A 16,349-nucleotide genomic window follows, 5' to 3' on the forward strand; every position below is an offset into this window, starting at 1 on the left:
AGTCCAGGAGATTCCGCAACCGTGGCTTCCACGAACGACCTCAAGAACGGCATGGTGCTCAAGCTCGAAGGCGGCCAGCTCTGGTCCGTCGTCGAGTTCCAGCACGTCAAGCCCGGCAAGGGCCCCGCCTTCGTGCGCACCAAGCTCAAGAACGTGCTTTCCGGCAAGGTCGTCGACAAGACCTTCAACGCCGGCGTCAAGGTCGAGACGGCCACTGTCGACAAGCGTGACATGCAGTTCTCGTACATGGACGGCGACTACTTCGTCTTCATGGACATGGAGACCTACGACCAGCTGCACGTCGACCGCAAGGCCGTCGGCGACGCCGCCAACTTCCTGGTGGAGGGCTTCACCGCCACCGTCGCGCAGCACGAGGGCGAGGTGCTCTTCGTCGAGCTGCCCGCCGCCGTCGAGCTCACCATCCAGGAGACCGAGCCGGGCGTCCAGGGCGACCGCTCCACCGGCGGCACCAAGCCCGCCATCCTGGAGACCGGTCACCAGATCAACGTCCCGCTCTTCATCACCACCGGTGAGAAGATCAAGGTCGACACCCGCTCCAGCGACTACCTCGGCCGGGTGAACAGCTAACCGTGGCTGCCCGCAACACGGCCCGCAAGCGCGCCTTCCAGATCCTCTTCGAGGGCGATCAGCGCGGCGCCGACGTCCTGACGGTCCTCGCCGACTGGGTCCGGCACGCCCGGTCCGACACCCGGCAGCCGCCGGTGAGCGAGTACACGATGGAGCTGGTCGAGGGCTACGCCGAGCGCGCGAAGCGCATCGACGAGCTCATCGCCCAGTACTCGGTCGGCTGGACGCTCGACCGCATGCCGGTCGTCGACCGCAACATCCTGCGTCTGGGCGCGTACGAGCTGATCTGGGTCGACGCGACCCCGGACGCCGTCGTCCTGGACGAGATGGTGCAGCTGGCGAAGGAATTCTCCACGGACGAGTCGCCCGCGTTCGTCAACGGCCTGCTCGGCCGGTTGAAGGACCTCAAGTCCTCGCTGCGTCGCGACGAGAGCTGACAGGGGCTCCAAGGCCCGGGGAGAGACCCAACCACGCCGGAGGGCCCGCAGCAGGCGCGCTGCGGGCCCTCCGGCGTGGTCGCCCGTACCGCCTGACGCCCGAGGCACAGAAGAAGCCGCCGGGGTGGCCGGAACCGCTTGGTTCCGGCCACCCCGGCGGCACGTTTCTGCTGAGGCGGCTGCGGCTCAGAGGTCCTCGTGGGACGCCACCGCGCGACGCGCGTCCGCGTCCAGCACACCCCAGCTGATCAGCTGCTCGGTGAGGACCGAGGGCGACTGGTCGTAGATGACGGCGAGTGTGCGCAGGTCGTCCTGGCGGATCGAGAGCACCTTGCCGTTGTAGTCACCGCGCTGCGACTGGATCGTGGCCGCGTACCGCTGGAGCGGGCCCGCCTTCTCGGCCGGCACCGTGGCCAGCCGCTCCAGGTCCAGGACCAGCTTCGGCGGCGGCTCGGCGGCACCGCCCGGGGTGGTGCCCGGGAGCAGCTCCTGTACGGGAACGCCGTAGAAGTCCGCCAGCTCGGCGAGGCGCTGCACGGTCACGGCGCGGTCGCCGCGCTCGTACGAACCGACCACGACGGCCTTCCAGCGGCCCTGGGACTTCTCCTCGACACCGTGGAGGGAAAGGCCCTGCTGGGTGCGGATGGCCCGGAGCTTGGCCCCGAGCTGTTTGGCGTATTCGCTGGACATATGGCTCCCCGGACAAGGTGTCGACGCGGCCTGCTGTGTTGCGAGCCGCGCGGCTGGTAACTCACTGTGAGGTTACGCAGCGTTACTCTCCTGCGTCAAGCCGAATGGTCCGCACCGACTCTTCCGTGGTATCCGCGATCCGTTACGCCGAGCGGGTGACGCGCGTGCGGCAAAAGGGTGACGGGGAAGTGTCAGGGGGGTCCGCAGGACGACTCTGTGAGCCTGATACCGTAGGTGGCGCATATCCGACGTCCTTTAAGGTCCGTCCCGTGAGGCGGAGAAGGAGGTCCGTTTCTTATGGACAAGCAGCAAGAAGCACGGCCCGTTCTCGAAGGGCCCGACATCGCGCGGGTCCTCACCCGCATCGCCCACGAGATCGTCGAACGCGCCAAGGGCGCCGACGACGTGGTGCTCCTCGGCATTCCGACCCGGGGCGTCTTCCTCGCCCGGCGGCTCGCCGACAAGCTCGAGCAGATCACCGAGCGCAAGATTCCGGTCGGCTCGCTCGACATCACCATGTACCGCGACGACCTGCGCATGCATCCGCCGCGCGCGCTGGCCCGCACCGCGATCCCCGGCGACGGCATCGACGGCCGCCTGGTCGTCCTCGTCGACGACGTGCTCTTCTCCGGCCGCACCATTCGCGCCGCCCTCGACGCGCTGAACGACATCGGCCGCCCGCGCGCGGTGCAGCTCGCCGTCCTCGTCGACCGCGGCCACCGCGAACTGCCCATCCGCGCCGACTACGTCGGCAAGAACCTCCCCACGTCGCTGCGGGAGACGGTCAAGGTCCAGCTCGCCGAGGAGGACGGTCGCGACACCGTGCTGCTCGGTGCCAAGCCGGCCACCCCGGGCGCCCACCCTTAGCACCTCGCGTACGCGTCCAGCCGTGCCGTACGCCCGCTCGGCGCGCCCGCACGCGTACCCGGCCGCCCGAATTATCCCGCTCTTCCGCATGAATCGCCTTACGGAGCCTCACAGATGCAGCGTCATCTCATCTCGGCCGCCGACCTCACCCGCGACGACGCCATCCTGATCCTCGACACCGCCGAGGAGATGGCCCGGGTCGCCGACCGGCCGATCAAGAAACTGCCGACCCTGCGCGGCCGTACCGTCGTCAACCTCTTCTTCGAGGACTCGACGAGGACCCGGATCTCCTTCGAGGCCGCCGAGAAGCGCCTGTCCGCGGACGTCATCAACTTCACCGCCAAGGGCTCCAGCGTCTCCAAGGGCGAGTCCCTCAAGGACACCGCCCAGACGCTGGAGGCCATGGGCGTCGACGCCGTCGTCATCCGGCACAGCGCCTCCGGCGCCCCGTACCGCCTGGCCACCTCCGGCTGGATCGACGCGCACGTCGTCAACGCCGGCGACGGCACCCACCAGCACCCCACCCAGGCCCTGCTGGACGCCTTCACCATGCGCCGCCGCCTGGTCGGCCGCGACGCCGGCCTCGGGAAGGACCTGGACGGACGCCGGATCACGCTCGTCGGCGACATCCTGCACAGCCGGGTCGCCCGCTCCAACGTCGACCTGCTGCACACCCTGGGCGCCGAGGTCACCCTCGTCGCCCCGCCCACCCTGCTGCCGGTCGGCGTCGAGACCTGGCCCTGCGAGGTCTCCTACGACCTCGACTCGACGCTGACCAAGTCCGACGCGGTGATGCTGCTGCGCGTCCAGCGCGAGCGTATGAACGCCGCGTTCTTCCCGACCGAGCGCGAGTACTCCCGCCGCTACGGTCTCGACGGCGATCGCATGGCGCGGATGCCCGACCACGCCATCGTGATGCACCCCGGCCCGATGGTCCGCGGCATGGAGATCACCGCCGAGGTCGCCGACTCCGACCGCTGCACCGTCGTCGAGCAGGTCACCAACGGCGTCTCCATCCGGATGGCCGTCCTGTACCTGCTGCTCGGCGGCAACGAACCCGCCGTCACCCACGCCCGCACCACCGAGGAGAAGTAAGAGCATGAGCAAGACCCTGATCCGCGGTGCGAAGGTGCTCGGCGGCGAGCCGCAGGACGTGCTGATCGACGGCGGGACCGTCGCGGAGGTGGGCGTCGGGCTGAGCGCCGAGGGCGCCGAGGTCGTCGAGGCCGGCGGCAAGGTGCTGCTGCCCGGCCTGGTCGACCTCCACACCCACCTGCGCGAGCCCGGCCGCGAGGACTCCGAGACCGTCCTCACCGGCACCCGCGCCGCGGCGAGCGGTGGCTACACCAACGTCTTCGCCATGGCCAACACCTTCCCGGTCGCCGACACCGCCGGCGTCGTCGAGCAGGTCTGGCGGCTCGGCAAGGAGTCCGGCTACTGCGACGTGCAGCCCATCGGCGCCGTCACGGTCGGCCTGGAGGGCAGCAAGCTCGCCGAGCTGGGCGCCATGCACGAGTCCGCGGCCGGTGTCACCGTCTTCTCCGACGACGGCAAGTGCGTCCACGACGCCGTGATCATGCGCCGCGCCCTGGAGTACGTGAAGGCCTTCAACGGCGTCGTCGCCCAGCACGCCCAGGAGCCCCGGCTCACCGAGGGCGCCCAGATGAACGAGGGCGTCGTCTCCGCCGAGCTGGGCCTCGGCGGCTGGCCCGCCGTCGCCGAGGAGTCGGTCATCGCCCGGGACGTGCTGCTCGCCGAGCACGTCGGCTCCCGCGTCCACATCTGCCACCTGTCGACGGCCGGCAGCGTCGAGATCGTCCGCTGGGCCAAGTCCCGCGGCATCGACGTCACCGCCGAGGTCACCCCGCACCACCTGCTCCTCACCGACGAGCTGGTCCGGTCGTACAACCCGGTCTACAAGGTCAACCCGCCGCTGCGCACCGAGCGCGACGTGATGGCGCTGCGCGAGGCGCTCGCCGACGGCACGATCGACATCGTCGCCACCGACCACGCCCCGCACCCGCACGAGGACAAGGACTGCGAGTGGGCCGCCGCCGCCATGGGCATGGTGGGCCTGGAGACCGCGCTGTCGGTGGTCCAGGAGACCATGGTGGACACGGGCCTGCTGGACTGGGCCGGCGTCGCCGACCGCATGTCCTTCAAGCCCGCGCAGATCGGACAGGCCACCGGGCACGGCCGTCCCGTCTCGGCTGGTGAGCCCGCCAACCTCACCCTCGTCGACACGGCATACCGTGGCCAGGTGGACCCCGCGGGCTTCGCCTCGCGCAGCCGCAACACCCCGTACGAGGGTCGCGAGCTGCCGGGCCGTGTGACGCACACGTGGCTGCGGGGCAAGGCCACGCTCGTCGACGGGAAGCTCACGTGACACCTGTAATCCTGCTGGCCGCCGAGAAGGAATCGGCGGAAGTGACCGACTGGGCCGCCCGCGTCGGCTGGGTCGTCGGCCTGGGCCTGTTCGTCGCGCTCGTCTACTGGCTGATGCGCGAGGGCTGGAAGTGGCGCAGCACCCTCCAGGGCGACCTGCCGGAGCTGCCCACCGCGCCGCACGAGCCCGGTCCGGCGAAACTGACGATGAGCGGCCGCTACCACGGCTCCACCACCGCCGGACAGTGGCTGGACCGCATCGTGGCGCACGGCCTGGGCACCCGCAGCCGGGTCGAGCTGACACTGACGGACGCGGGACTGGACGTCGTACGCCCCGGCGCGAACGACTTCTTCGTCCCCGTCGCCGCACTGCGCGAGGCCCGGCTCGACAAGGGCATCGCCGGCAAGGTGCTCACCGAGGGCGGCCTGCTGGTCGTCACCTGGGAGCACGGCGACAAGATGATCGACTCCGGCTTCCGCTCGGACCACGCGGCCGAGCACAACGAGTGGGTCGAAACCCTGAACGACATGATCAACAAGACGGAAACGGAAGGCGCGCGATGACGACCTCCACCAGGGGAGCCGGCAAGGCTCCCGCCGTACTCGTCCTGGAGGACGGCCGGATCTTCCGCGGCCGTGCCTACGGGGCCGTGGGGGCCACGTTCGGCGAAGCCGTGTTCTCCACCGGCATGACCGGCTACCAGGAAACCCTCACCGACCCGTCGTACCACCGCCAGGTCGTGGTCATGACCGCGCCGCACGTGGGCAACACCGGCGTCAACGACGAGGACATGGAGTCCAAGAAGATCTGGGTCTCCGGCTACGTCGTGCGCGACCCCGCGCGTGTGCCCTCCAACTGGCGCTCCACGCGCACGCTGGACGAGGAACTGGCCGCCCAGGGCGTCGTCGGCGTCTCGGGCATCGACACCCGCGCCCTCACCCGCCACCTGCGCGAGCGCGGCGCCATGCGCGTCGGCATCTTCAGCGGTGACGCGATCCAGGACGACGCCGCACTGCTGGCCCGCGTCCAGGAGGCCCCCGAGATGACCGGCGCCGACCTCTCCGCCGAGGTCGCCACCACCGAGGCGTACGTGGTCCCGGCGATCGGCGAGAAGAAGTTCACCGTCGCCGCCGTCGACCTCGGCATCAAGGGCATGACCCCGCACCGCATGGCCGAGCGCGGCATCGAGGTGCACGTCCTGCCCGCCACGGCCACCGTCGAGGACGTCTACGCCGTCAACCCGGACGGCGTGTTCTTCTCCAACGGCCCCGGCGACCCGTCCACCGCCGACCACCCCGTCTCCGTGATGCAGGGCGTCCTGGAGCGCGACACCCCGCTGTTCGGCATCTGCTTCGGCAACCAGATCCTGGGCCGCGCGCTCGGCTTCGGCACCTTCAAGCTGAAGTACGGCCACCGCGGCATCAACCAGCCGGTGCAGGACCGTACGACCGGCAAGGTCGAGGTCACCGCGCACAACCACGGCTTCGCCGTCGACGCCCCGCTCGACAAGGTCTCCGACACCCCCTACGGCCGCGCCGAGGTCTCCCACGTCTGCCTCAACGACAACGTGGTGGAGGGCCTCCAGCTCCTCGACAAGCCGGCCTTCAGCGTCCAGTACCACCCCGAGGCGGCGGCCGGCCCGCACGACGCCGCCTACCTGTTCGACCGCTTCGTGAAGCTCATGGAGGGCCAGCGTGCCTAAGCGCACCGATATCCAGTCCGTCCTGGTCATCGGCTCCGGCCCGATCGTCATCGGCCAGGCCGCCGAGTTCGACTACTCCGGCACCCAGGCGTGCCGGGTCCTGAAGTCCGAGGGCCTGCGGGTCATCCTCGTGAACTCCAACCCGGCGACGATCATGACCGACCCGGAGATCGCCGACGCCACCTACGTCGAGCCGATCACCCCCGAGTTCGTCGAGAAGATCATCGCCAAGGAGCGGCCCGACGCGCTCCTGCCCACCCTGGGCGGCCAGACGGCCCTGAACACCGCCATCTCGCTGCACGGCAACGGCGTCCTGGAGAAGTACGGCGTCGAGCTGATCGGCGCCAATGTGGAGGCCATCAACAAGGGCGAGGACCGCGACCTGTTCAAGGACGTCGTGGAGGAGGTCCGCAAGAAGATCGGCCACGGCGAGTCGGCCCGCTCCTACATCTGCCACTCCATGGACGACGTCCTCAAGGGCGTCGAGGAGCTCGGCGGCTACCCGGTCGTCGTCCGCCCCTCCTTCACCATGGGCGGCGCCGGCTCCGGCTTCGCGCACGACGAGGAGGAGCTGCGCCGCATCGCCGGGCAGGGCCTCACCCTCTCGCCGACCACCGAGGTGCTCCTGGAGGAGTCCATCCTCGGCTGGAAGGAGTACGAGCTGGAGCTGATGCGCGACAAGAACGACAACGTCGTGGTCGTCTGCTCCATCGAGAACTTCGACCCCATGGGCGTCCACACCGGTGACTCGATCACCGTCGCGCCCGCGATGACGCTGACCGACCGCGAGTACCAGGTGCTGCGCGACGTCGGCATCGCGATCATCCGCGAGGTCGGCGTCGACACCGGCGGCTGCAACATCCAGTTCGCGGTGAACCCCGCCGACGGCCGTGTGATCGTCATCGAGATGAACCCGCGCGTGTCGCGCTCCTCGGCGCTCGCCTCCAAGGCGACCGGCTTCCCGATCGCCAAGATCGCGGCCAAGCTCGCCGTCGGCTACACGCTGGACGAGATCCCGAACGACATCACCCAGGAGACCCCGGCCTCCTTCGAGCCGACCCTCGACTACGTGGTCGTCAAGGCCCCGCGCTTCGCCTTCGAGAAGTTCCCGAGCGCGGACTCCACGCTGACCACCACCATGAAGTCGGTCGGCGAGGCCATGGCCATCGGCCGCAACTTCACCGAGGCCTTCCAGAAGGCGCTGCGCTCGCTGGAGAAGAAGGGCAGCCAGTTCACGTTCGTCGGCGAGCCCGGCGACAAGGGCGAGCTGCTGCGCGAGGCCGTGCGGCCCACCGACGGCCGGATCAACGCCGTCATGCAGGCCATCCGCGCGGGCGCCACGCCCGAGGAGGTCTTCGAGTACACGAAGATCGACCCCTGGTTCGTCGACCAGCTCTTCCTCATCAAGGAGATCGCCGACGAGCTGGCCGAGGCCCCCGAGCTGACCGTCGAGCTGCTCGCCGAGGCCAAGCGGCACGGCTTCTCCGACCAGCAGATCGGCGAGATCCGCGGCCTGCGCGAGGACGTCGTCCGCGAGGTGAGGCACGCGCTCGGCATCCGCCCGGTCTACAAGACGGTCGACACCTGCGCCGCCGAGTTCGCCGCGAAGACGCCGTACTTCTACTCGTCCTACGACGAGGAGACCGAGGTCGCGCGCCGCGAGAAGCCGGCCGTCATCATCCTGGGCTCCGGCCCGAACCGCATCGGCCAGGGCATCGAGTTCGACTACTCCTGCGTCCACGCCTCCTTCGCGCTCAGCGACGCCGGGTACGAGACCGTGATGGTCAACTGCAACCCGGAGACCGTCTCCACCGACTACGACACCTCCGACCGGCTGTACTTCGAGCCGCTCACCCTGGAGGACGTGCTCGAGGTCGTCCACGCGGAGCAGCAGGCCGGCCCGATCGCGGGCGTGATCGTCCAGCTCGGCGGCCAGACCCCGCTGGGCCTGTCGCAGGCGCTCAAGGACAACGGCGTGCCGGTCGTCGGCACCCCGCCCGAGGCCATCCACGCCGCCGAGGACCGCGGCGCCTTCGGCCAGGTGCTCGCCGAGGCGGGCCTGCCCGCCCCCAAGCACGGCACCGCCACCACCTTCGCCGGCGCCAAGGCCATCGCCGACGAGATCGGCTACCCGGTCCTGGTGCGGCCCTCCTACGTCCTCGGCGGACGCGGCATGGAGATCGTCTACGACGAGACCCGCCTGGAGGCCTACATCGCCGAGTCGACCGAGATCAGCCCGTCCCGCCCGGTCCTGGTCGACCGCTTCCTGGACGACGCGATCGAGATCGACGTCGACGCCCTGTACGACGGCGAGGAGCTGTACCTCGGCGGCGTCATGGAGCACATCGAGGAGGCCGGCATCCACTCCGGCGACTCGGCGTGCGCCCTGCCCCCGATCACGCTGGGCGGCTTCGACATCAAGCGGCTGCGCGCCTCCACCGAGGGCATCGCCAAGGGCGTCGGCGTGCGCGGCCTGATCAACATCCAGTTCGCGCTGGCGGGCGACATCCTCTACGTCCTGGAGGCCAACCCGCGCGCCTCGCGCACCGTCCCCTTCACCTCGAAGGCGACCGCGGTGCCGCTGGCCAAGGCCGCCGCCCGCATCTCGCTCGGCGCCACCATCGCCGAACTGCGCGCCGAGGGCCTGCTCCCGGCCACCGGCGACGGCGGCGAGCTGCCGCTGGACGCGCCGATCTCCGTCAAGGAGGCCGTGATGCCGTGGTCCCGCTTCCGGGACATCCACGGCCGCGGCGTCGACACGGTCCTCGGCCCGGAGATGCGCTCCACCGGCGAGGTCATGGGCATCGACTCCGTCTTCGGCACGGCGTACGCCAAGTCGCAGGCGGGCGCCTACGGGCCGCTGCCGACCAAGGGACGGGCGTTCATCTCGGTCGCCAACCGCGACAAGCGTTCGATGATCTTCCCGGCCCGCGAGCTGGTCGCCCACGGCTTCGAGCTGCTCGCCACCTCCGGCACCGCCGAGGTGCTCAGGCGCAACGGCATCAACGCCACAGTCGTGCGCAAGCAGTCCGAGGGCACCGGCCCGAACGGTGAGAAGACCATCGTCCAGCTCATCCACGACGGCGGGGTCGACCTCATCGTCAACACCCCGTACGGCACCGGCGGCCGCCTCGACGGCTACGACATCCGTACGGCGGCCGTGGCCCGCTCCGTGCCGTGCCTGACGACGGTCCAGGCGCTCGCCGCGGCGGTCCAGGGCATCGACGCCCTCAACCACGGCGACGTGGGAGTGCGCTCACTCCAGGAACACGCGGAATTCCTGACCGCCGCCCGCGACTAGCAGCCAGCCCCGAGGGGGACACCGGAAACGGTGTCCCCCTCTTCATGAGGACACCATGTACAAGACCTTCTTCTCCCTCGTCTTCAAGCGGATGGACCCGGAGCGGGCGCACCACCTCGCCTTCCGCTGGATCCGCCTCGCCGTCCGCGTCCCCGTCCTGCGCACCTTCGTCGCGGCCGTGCTGGCGCCCCGGTTCAAGGAGCTGCGCACCGAGGCCTTCGGCCTGCGCATGCACGGCCCCTTCGGGCTGGCCGCCGGCTTCGACAAGAACGCGGTCGCCATCGACGGCATGGCGATGCTCGGCTTCGACCACGTCGAGATCGGCACCGTGACGGGGGAGCCGCAGCCCGGCAACCCCAAGAAGCGGCTGTTCCGTCTGGTGAGCGACCGGGCGCTGATCAACCGCATGGGCTTCAACAACGACGGCTCGCTGGCCGTCGCCGCCCGTCTGGCCTCCCGTACGCCCGTCCTGCGGACCGTCGTCGGCGTCAACATCGGCAAGACGAAGGTCGTCCCGGAGGAGGAGGCCGTCGGCGACTACGTGAAGTCCGCCGAGCGGCTCGCCCCGCACGCCGACTACCTCGTGGTCAACGTCTCCTCCCCGAACACGCCCGGACTGCGCAACCTCCAGGCCACGGAGGCCCTGCGTCCCCTCCTGACCGCCGTCCGCGAGGCCGCCGACCGCGCCGTCACCGCGCGGCGCGTCCCGCTTCTGGTCAAGATCGCGCCCGACCTCGCCGACGAGGACGTCGACGCGGTCGCCGACCTGGCCGTGGAGCTGGGCCTGGACGGGATCATCGCCACCAACACCACCATCGCGCGCGAGGGACTCGGCCTCACGTCCTCGCCGGTGCTCGTCCGGGAGACCGGCGGCCTGTCCGGCGCACCGCTCAAGGAGCGCTCCCTGGAGGTGCTGCGCCGCCTCTACGCGCGCGTGGGCGACCGGATCACCCTGGTGGGCGTCGGTGGCGTCGAGACCGCCGAGGACGCCTGGCAGCGCATCCTGGCCGGGGCCACGCTGGTCCAGGGCTACAGCGCGTTCATCTACGAGGGCCCGTTCTGGGGCCGAGCCATCCACAAGGGACTCGCCGCGCGCCTGCGGCAGAGCCCTTACGCCACCCTCGCCGACGCGGTCGGCGCCGACGTCAGGAAGAACGCATGACGGTACTCGAACCCTTCGGCGCCCGGCTGCGCCGCGCGATGGACGAGCGCGGGCCGCTGTGCGTCGGCATCGACCCGCACGCCTCCCTGCTCGCCGAGTGGGGTCTGAACGACGACGTGGCCGGTCTGGAGCGCTTCAGCCGCACCGTCGTGGAGGCGGTGGCCGGCCGGGTCGCCGTGCTCAAGCCGCAGAGCGCCTTCTTCGAGCGCTTCGGCTCGCGCGGCGTCGCCGTGCTGGAGAAGTCGGTCGAGGAGGCGCGGGCGGCCGGCGCCCTGGTCGTCATGGACGCCAAGCGCGGCGACATCGGCTCGACCATGGCCGCGTACGCCGAGTCGTTCCTGCGCAAGGACGCCCCGCTGTTCTCGGACGCGCTGACCGTCTCGCCGTACCTCGGCTACGGGTCCCTGAAGCCGGCCGTCGACATGGCGCGCGAGAGCGGTGCGGGCCTGTTCGTGCTGGCGCTGACCTCCAACCCGGAGGGCGCCGAGGTCCAGCACGCGGTCCGGGCCGACGGGCGCGGCGTCGGGGCGACGATCCTGGCGCACCTGGCCGCCGAGAACGCCGGGGAGGAGCCCCTCGGGTCCTTCGGCGCGGTGGTCGGCGCCACCCTCGGCGACCTGTCGTCGTACGACCTGGGCATCAACGGCCCGCTCCTCGCGCCCGGCATCGGCGCCCAGGGCGCCACCCCCGCGGATCTGCCGCGGGTCTTCGGCGCCGCGGTGCGCAACGTCGTTCCGAACGTCAGCCGGGGTGTTCTGCGTCACGGTCCCGATGTGGCCGCGTTGCGGAAGGCCGCGGACCGTTTCGCGGAGGAGATCAGGACCGCCGTCACGGCGTCCTGACTCTGGATACATCCTCAAATCCGAGGCAGTATGTCCTAAATGTCCGTCCTGACGGAGGCTGACCAGGACTTTTCCGCTGTTCTCGCTGACTCCGGCGGACTTGACCGCTAGTCTCCGACGAGAGTCCGCGGGCAAGCGTGTTGCTCGTGGCTCCCCAGGTGTGGGGCGACTAGGTTCCTCACCGGTCCGTATCCGACAGTTCGACATCCGAGGTGACGTAGGCGTGGCTCTTCCGCCCCTTACCCCTGAACAGCGCGCAGCCGCGCTCGAAAAGGCCGCCGCGGCTCGCCGGGAGCGGGCCGAGGTCAAGAATCGACTCAAGCACTCCGGCGCCTCCCTCCACGAGGTCATCAAGCAGGGCCAGGAGAACGACGTCATCGGCAAGATGAAGGTCTCCGCCCTCCTCGAGTCCCTGCCGGGCGTGGGCAAGGTCCGCGCCAAGCAGATCATGGAGCGACTGGGCATCTCCGAGAGCCGCCGCGTGCGCGGGCTCGGTTCCAACCAGATCGCCTCCCTGGAGCGCGAGTTCGGCAGCACCGGCAGCTGAGTCCGGACCACTCCGGGATTGCTGGAATAATCGCTGCATGGCTGCAACACCCCGGGGGACGTCCCCCGTACCCCCGGACGCACGTCCGCGGCTGACCGTGCTCTCCGGCCCCTCGGGGGTCGGCAAGAGCACGGTCGTCGCCCATATGCGCAAGGAACACCCCGAGGTCTGGCTGTCGGTCTCGGCGACGACCCGCAGGCCCCGCCCCGGCGAGCAGCACGGTGTCCACTACTTCTTCGTCACCGACGAGGAGATGGACAAGCTGATCGCCAACGGTGAGCTGCTGGAGTGGGCCGAGTTCGCCGGCAACCGCTACGGCACACCGCGTGCGGCCGTACTGGAGCGCCTGGAGGCCGGTGAGCCGGTGCTCCTGGAGATCGACCTCCAGGGCGCGCGGCAGGTCCGCGAGTCCATGCCCGAGGCCCAGCTGGTGTTCCTGGCCCCGCCCTCCTGGGAGGAGCTGGTGCGCAGGCTCACCGGCCGGGGCACCGAGCCGCCGGAAGTGATCGAGCGCCGTCTCGCCGCGGCCAAGGTCGAGCTGGCGGCCGAGCCGGAGTTCGACCAGACCCTGGTCAACACCTCCGTCGAGGACGTGGCGCGCGAGCTGCTAGCCTTGACGAACGTCGTGTGATCGCCACTGGTCACCCTGTGGTCATCCCGACTGAATCTTTCCCATCCATCGGAAGGTAGAGCGTGTCCTCTTCCATCTCCGCGCCCGAGGGCATCATCAACCCGCCGATCGACGAGCTCCTCGAGGCCACGGACTCGAAGTACAGCCTCGTGATCTACGCGGCCAAGCGGGCCCGCCAGATCAACGCTTACTACTCGCAGCTCGGCGAGGGCCTCCTCGAGTACGTCGGTCCCCTCGTGGACACCCACGTCCACGAGAAGCCGCTCTCGATCGCCCTGCGCGAGATCAACGCGGGGCTGCTGACCTCCGAGGCCATCGAGGGTCCGGCGCAGTAACACCGGCGGTATTATTTTCAGCCTCACGCTGACTTTTCCACAGGCCCGGCAGTCCGACTGTCGGGCCTGTGGTGTGTGATGGGTCGTACGCGACATCCGAGCCGGGGAGACGGGGAGAGACGGTGGACAAGCCCAAGGTCGTTCTGGGGGTCAGCGGCGGCATCGCCGCGTACAAGGCCTGTGAGCTGCTGCGCAGGTTCACGGAGTCGGGGCACGAGGTCCGGGTCGTCCCCACCGCCTCCGCGCTGCACTTCGTCGGCGCCGCCACCTGGTCCGCGCTGTCCGGCAACCCCGTGTCGACCGAGGTGTGGGACGACGTCCACCAGGTCCCGCACGTGCGCATCGGCCAGCACGCCGACCTGGTCGTCGTCGCCCCGGCCACCGCCGACATGCTCGCCAAGGCCGCCCACGGCCTCGCCGACGACCTCCTCACCAACACACTGCTCACCGCCCGCTGCCCGGTCGTCTTCGCCCCCGCCATGCACACCGAGATGTGGGAGCACCCGGCCACCCAGGAGAACGTGGCGACGCTCCGCCGACGCGGCGCCCTCGTGATCGAACCGGCCGTCGGCCGCCTCACCGGCGTCGACACCGGCAAGGGCCGGCTGCCCGACCCGGGCGAGATCTTCGAGGTCTGCCGCCGGGTGCTCGCCCGCGGTGTGCGCGAGCCGGACCTCGCCGGACGGCACGTCGTCGTCAGCGCCGGCGGCACCCGGGAGCCCCTCGACCCGGTCCGCTTCCTCGGCAACCGCTCCTCCGGCAAGCAGGGCTACGCCCTCGCCCGCACCGCCGCCGCCCGGGGCGCCCGCGTCACGCTGGTCGCGGCCAACCCGTCGCTGCCGGACCCGGCCGGCGTGGACGTGGTCCCGGTGGGCACGGCCGTGGAACTGCGCGAGGCGATGCTGCGCGCCGCGGCGGACGCCGACGCCGTCGTCATGGCCGCGGCGGTCGCGGACTTCCGGCCGGCGACGTACGCCGCCGGGAAGATAAAGAAGAAGGACGACCAGGAACCCGCGCCGATCACCCTGGTGCGCAATCCGGACATCCTCGCGGAGATCTCCACGGACCGGGCCCGCTCCGGACAGGTGGTCGTCGGCTTCGCCGCGGAGACCGACGACGTCCTCGCCAACGGCCGGGCGAAGCTGAAGCGCAAGGGCTGCGACCTCCTCGTGGTCAACGAGGTGGGGGAGCGCAAGACCTTCGGATCCGAGGAGAACGAGGCCGTGATCCTCGGCGCCGACGGCAGCGAGACCCCGGTGGCGCACGGCCCCAAGGAAGCCCTGGCCGAAACGGTGTGGGACCTCGTGGCGGAACGGCTCGGCTGAATGACTCATTCACTCCACCCGGCTCGCGAACCCCGCGCATTCGAGCGTGGCGGCCCTGGCCAAGGGTGCATCGTTCCAGGCAGAATGCCCGTGCCGCAGGTCACAGCCCTTCCGAGAGGCGAGACGGGTGGGCCCGTGGTGGAGTGCGACCGATAAACTGTTCTCGGACGTCGCCGGGTGCAGCTCCCCGTGCCGTCCACCAATGATCAGCCAGCAGCCGCTGCAACCCCAGGGAGCGTTGTGTCCCGTCGCCTGTTCACTTCGGAGTCCGTGACCGAAGGTCACCCCGACAAGATCGCTGACCAGATCAGCGACACGATTCTCGACGCGCTACTGCGTGAGGACCCGACCTCTCGGGTCGCCGTCGAAACCCTGATCACCACCGGTCTGGTGCACGTGGCCGGAGAGGTCACCACCAAGGCCTACGCGGACATCGCCAACCTCGTCCGCGGCAAGATCCTGGAGATCGGTTACGACTCCTCGAAGAAGGGCTTCGACGGCGCCTCCTGCGGCGTCTCGGTCTCGATCGGTGCCCAGTCCCCGGACATCGCGCAGGGCGTCGACACGGCGTACGAGAACAGGGTCGAGGGCGACGAGGACGAGCTGGACCGGCAGGGCGCCGGTGACCAGGGCCTCATGTTCGGCTACGCGTCCGACGAGACGCCGACCCTGATGCCGCTCCCGGTCTTCCTGGCGCACCGCCTGTCCAAGCGCCTGTCCGAGGTCCGCAAGAACGGCACGATCCCCTACCTGCGCCCGGACGGCAAGACGCAGGTCACCATCGAGTACGACGGCGACAAGGCCGTCCGGCTCGACACGGTCGTCGTCTCCTCCCAGCACGCGAGCGACATCGACCTGGAGTCGCTGCTCGCCCCCGACATCAAGGAATTCGTCGTCGAGCCCGAGCTCAAGGCGCTGCTGGACGACGGCATCAAGCTCGACACGGAGAACTACCGCCTCCTGGTCAACCCGACCGGCCGCTTCGAGATCGGCGGCCCGATGGGCGACGCCGGCCTGACCGGCCGCAAGATCATCATCGACACCTACGGCGGCATGGCCCGCCACGGCGGCGGCGCCTTCTCGGGCAAGGACCCGTCCAAGGTCGACCGCTCCGCCGCGTACGCGATGCGCTGGGTCGCCAAGAACGTCGTCGCCGCGGGCCTCGCCGCCCGCTGCGAGGTCCAGGTCGCGTACGCCATCGGCAAGGCCGAGCCGGTCGGTCTCTTCGTGGAGACCTTCGGCACCGCCAAGATCGACACCGAGAAGATCGAGAAGGCGATCGACGAGGTCTTCGACCTCCGTCCGGCCGCCATCATCCGTGACCTCGACCTGCTCCGCCCGATCTACGCCCAGACCGCGGCGTACGGCCACTTCGGCCGCGAGCTTCCCGACTTCACCTGGGAGCGCACGGACCGCGTGGAGGCGCTGCGGCAGGCAGCGGGGCTGTAAGGCGCCCGACGCGTCCCGCCCGACGGCACGTCGCGAGGCCCGGTGTCCCCGGTGGGGACGCCGGGCCTCGGCGTGTCCGCGCGCGGG

At 70.2% G+C, this 16,349-nt stretch carries 16 protein-coding genes; 15 read left to right on the plus strand and 1 reads right to left on the minus strand.

Annotated elements, in window-relative coordinates; genetic code table 11:
• Positions 1-21: 21 nt before the first annotated feature.
• Positions 22-588, plus strand: a complete 567-nt coding sequence (efp, locus tag RI578_RS32095) for an elongation factor P (RefSeq protein ID WP_055415926.1) — start codon at positions 22-24, stop codon at positions 586-588.
• A 2-nt stretch (positions 589-590) separates the two neighbouring features.
• Positions 591-1,025, plus strand: coding sequence for a transcription antitermination factor NusB (gene nusB / locus RI578_RS32100; RefSeq protein ID WP_210961454.1), 435 nt, complete (start codon positions 591-593; stop codon positions 1,023-1,025).
• 186 nt (positions 1,026-1,211) lie between these two features.
• Here the strand turns inward: nusB and bldD are convergent, their stop codons facing one another.
• Entirely contained in the window at positions 1,212-1,715 is a 504-nt protein-coding gene (gene bldD / locus RI578_RS32105) for a transcriptional regulator BldD (RefSeq protein ID WP_055415924.1), read from the minus strand.
• A gap of 297 nt (positions 1,716-2,012) precedes the next feature.
• Here bldD and pyrR point away from each other — a divergent pair, with 297 nt between their 5' ends.
• The 13 genes from pyrR (at position 2,013) to metK (ending at position 16,262) form a co-directional block, all read left to right on the plus strand.
• The gene (gene pyrR / locus RI578_RS32110) at positions 2,013-2,582 is read left to right on the plus strand and encodes a bifunctional pyr operon transcriptional regulator/uracil phosphoribosyltransferase PyrR (RefSeq protein WP_310874317.1); all 570 of its coding nucleotides are present in this window, start codon (positions 2,013-2,015) and stop codon (positions 2,580-2,582) included.
• Positions 2,583-2,696: 114 nt separating this feature from the next.
• Positions 2,697-3,677 (plus strand): aspartate carbamoyltransferase catalytic subunit, encoded by a 981-nt coding sequence (locus RI578_RS32115; protein WP_310874318.1) that lies wholly within the window; start codon positions 2,697-2,699, stop codon positions 3,675-3,677.
• Positions 3,678-3,681: 4 nt separating this feature from the next.
• Positions 3,682-4,968: a dihydroorotase gene (locus RI578_RS32120; protein WP_310874319.1), complete on the plus strand. Its 1,287-nt coding sequence runs from the start codon at positions 3,682-3,684 to the stop codon at positions 4,966-4,968.
• Complete coding sequence (locus RI578_RS32125) at positions 4,965-5,531, plus strand: hypothetical protein (RefSeq protein WP_310874320.1); 567 nt, start codon at positions 4,965-4,967, stop codon at positions 5,529-5,531. Before RI578_RS32120 ends, RI578_RS32125 begins: the two co-directional genes overlap by 4 nt.
• Positions 5,528-6,670: a glutamine-hydrolyzing carbamoyl-phosphate synthase small subunit gene (gene carA, locus RI578_RS32130; RefSeq protein ID WP_310874321.1), complete on the plus strand. Its 1,143-nt coding sequence runs from the start codon at positions 5,528-5,530 to the stop codon at positions 6,668-6,670. The genes RI578_RS32125 and carA overlap by 4 nt, the downstream gene beginning before the upstream one ends.
• Positions 6,663-9,971, plus strand: coding sequence for a carbamoyl-phosphate synthase large subunit (carB, locus tag RI578_RS32135; protein WP_310874322.1), 3,309 nt, complete (start codon positions 6,663-6,665; stop codon positions 9,969-9,971). The genes carA and carB overlap by 8 nt, the downstream gene beginning before the upstream one ends.
• Before the next feature lie 55 nt (positions 9,972-10,026).
• The gene (locus tag RI578_RS32140; protein WP_310874323.1) at positions 10,027-11,133 is read left to right on the plus strand and encodes a quinone-dependent dihydroorotate dehydrogenase; all 1,107 of its coding nucleotides are present in this window, start codon (positions 10,027-10,029) and stop codon (positions 11,131-11,133) included.
• The gene (pyrF, locus tag RI578_RS32145) at positions 11,130-11,975 is read left to right on the plus strand and encodes an orotidine-5'-phosphate decarboxylase (RefSeq protein WP_310874324.1); all 846 of its coding nucleotides are present in this window, start codon (positions 11,130-11,132) and stop codon (positions 11,973-11,975) included. Before RI578_RS32140 ends, pyrF begins: the two co-directional genes overlap by 4 nt.
• A 223-nt stretch (positions 11,976-12,198) precedes the next feature.
• Positions 12,199-12,522 (plus strand): integration host factor, encoded by a 324-nt coding sequence (locus RI578_RS32150; RefSeq protein WP_003977346.1) that lies wholly within the window; start codon positions 12,199-12,201, stop codon positions 12,520-12,522.
• 37 nt (positions 12,523-12,559) lie between these two features.
• Positions 12,560-13,153, plus strand: coding sequence for a guanylate kinase (gene gmk, locus RI578_RS32155; RefSeq protein ID WP_210961445.1), 594 nt, complete (start codon positions 12,560-12,562; stop codon positions 13,151-13,153).
• Between the two features lie 62 nt (positions 13,154-13,215).
• Entirely contained in the window at positions 13,216-13,488 is a 273-nt protein-coding gene (gene rpoZ / locus RI578_RS32160; protein WP_003977348.1) for a DNA-directed RNA polymerase subunit omega, read from the plus strand.
• Positions 13,489-13,610: 122 nt separating this feature from the next.
• Complete coding sequence (gene coaBC / locus RI578_RS32165; RefSeq protein WP_310874325.1) at positions 13,611-14,813, plus strand: bifunctional phosphopantothenoylcysteine decarboxylase/phosphopantothenate--cysteine ligase CoaBC; 1,203 nt, start codon at positions 13,611-13,613, stop codon at positions 14,811-14,813.
• Between the two features lie 240 nt (positions 14,814-15,053).
• The gene (metK, locus tag RI578_RS32170) at positions 15,054-16,262 is read left to right on the plus strand and encodes a methionine adenosyltransferase (RefSeq protein WP_121745891.1); all 1,209 of its coding nucleotides are present in this window, start codon (positions 15,054-15,056) and stop codon (positions 16,260-16,262) included.
• The last annotated feature ends 87 nt before the right edge of the window (positions 16,263-16,349 follow it).

Origin of the sequence: Streptomyces sp. BB1-1-1, from assembly GCF_031597775.1 — a bacterium.
Lineage (GTDB): Bacteria > Actinomycetota > Actinomycetes > Streptomycetales > Streptomycetaceae > Streptomyces > Streptomyces thinghirensis.

Bases quoted from the DNA above. Each gene is read 5' to 3' on its own strand.
- bldD (WP_055415924.1), bottom strand. From the start codon at position 1,715: ATGTCCAGCGAATACGCCAAACAGCTCGGGGCCAAGCTCCGGGCCATC.
- pyrR (WP_310874317.1), top strand. From the start codon at position 2,013: ATGGACAAGCAGCAAGAAGCACGGCCCGTTCTCGAAGGGCCCGACATC.
- RI578_RS32115 (WP_310874318.1), top strand. From the start codon at position 2,697: ATGCAGCGTCATCTCATCTCGGCCGCCGACCTCACCCGCGACGACGCC.
- RI578_RS32120 (WP_310874319.1), top strand. From the start codon at position 3,682: ATGAGCAAGACCCTGATCCGCGGTGCGAAGGTGCTCGGCGGCGAGCCG.
- carA (WP_310874321.1), top strand. From the start codon at position 5,528: ATGACGACCTCCACCAGGGGAGCCGGCAAGGCTCCCGCCGTACTCGTC.
- RI578_RS32140 (WP_310874323.1), top strand. From the start codon at position 10,027: ATGTACAAGACCTTCTTCTCCCTCGTCTTCAAGCGGATGGACCCGGAG.
- pyrF (WP_310874324.1), top strand. From the start codon at position 11,130: ATGACGGTACTCGAACCCTTCGGCGCCCGGCTGCGCCGCGCGATGGAC.
- gmk (WP_210961445.1), top strand. From the start codon at position 12,560: ATGGCTGCAACACCCCGGGGGACGTCCCCCGTACCCCCGGACGCACGT.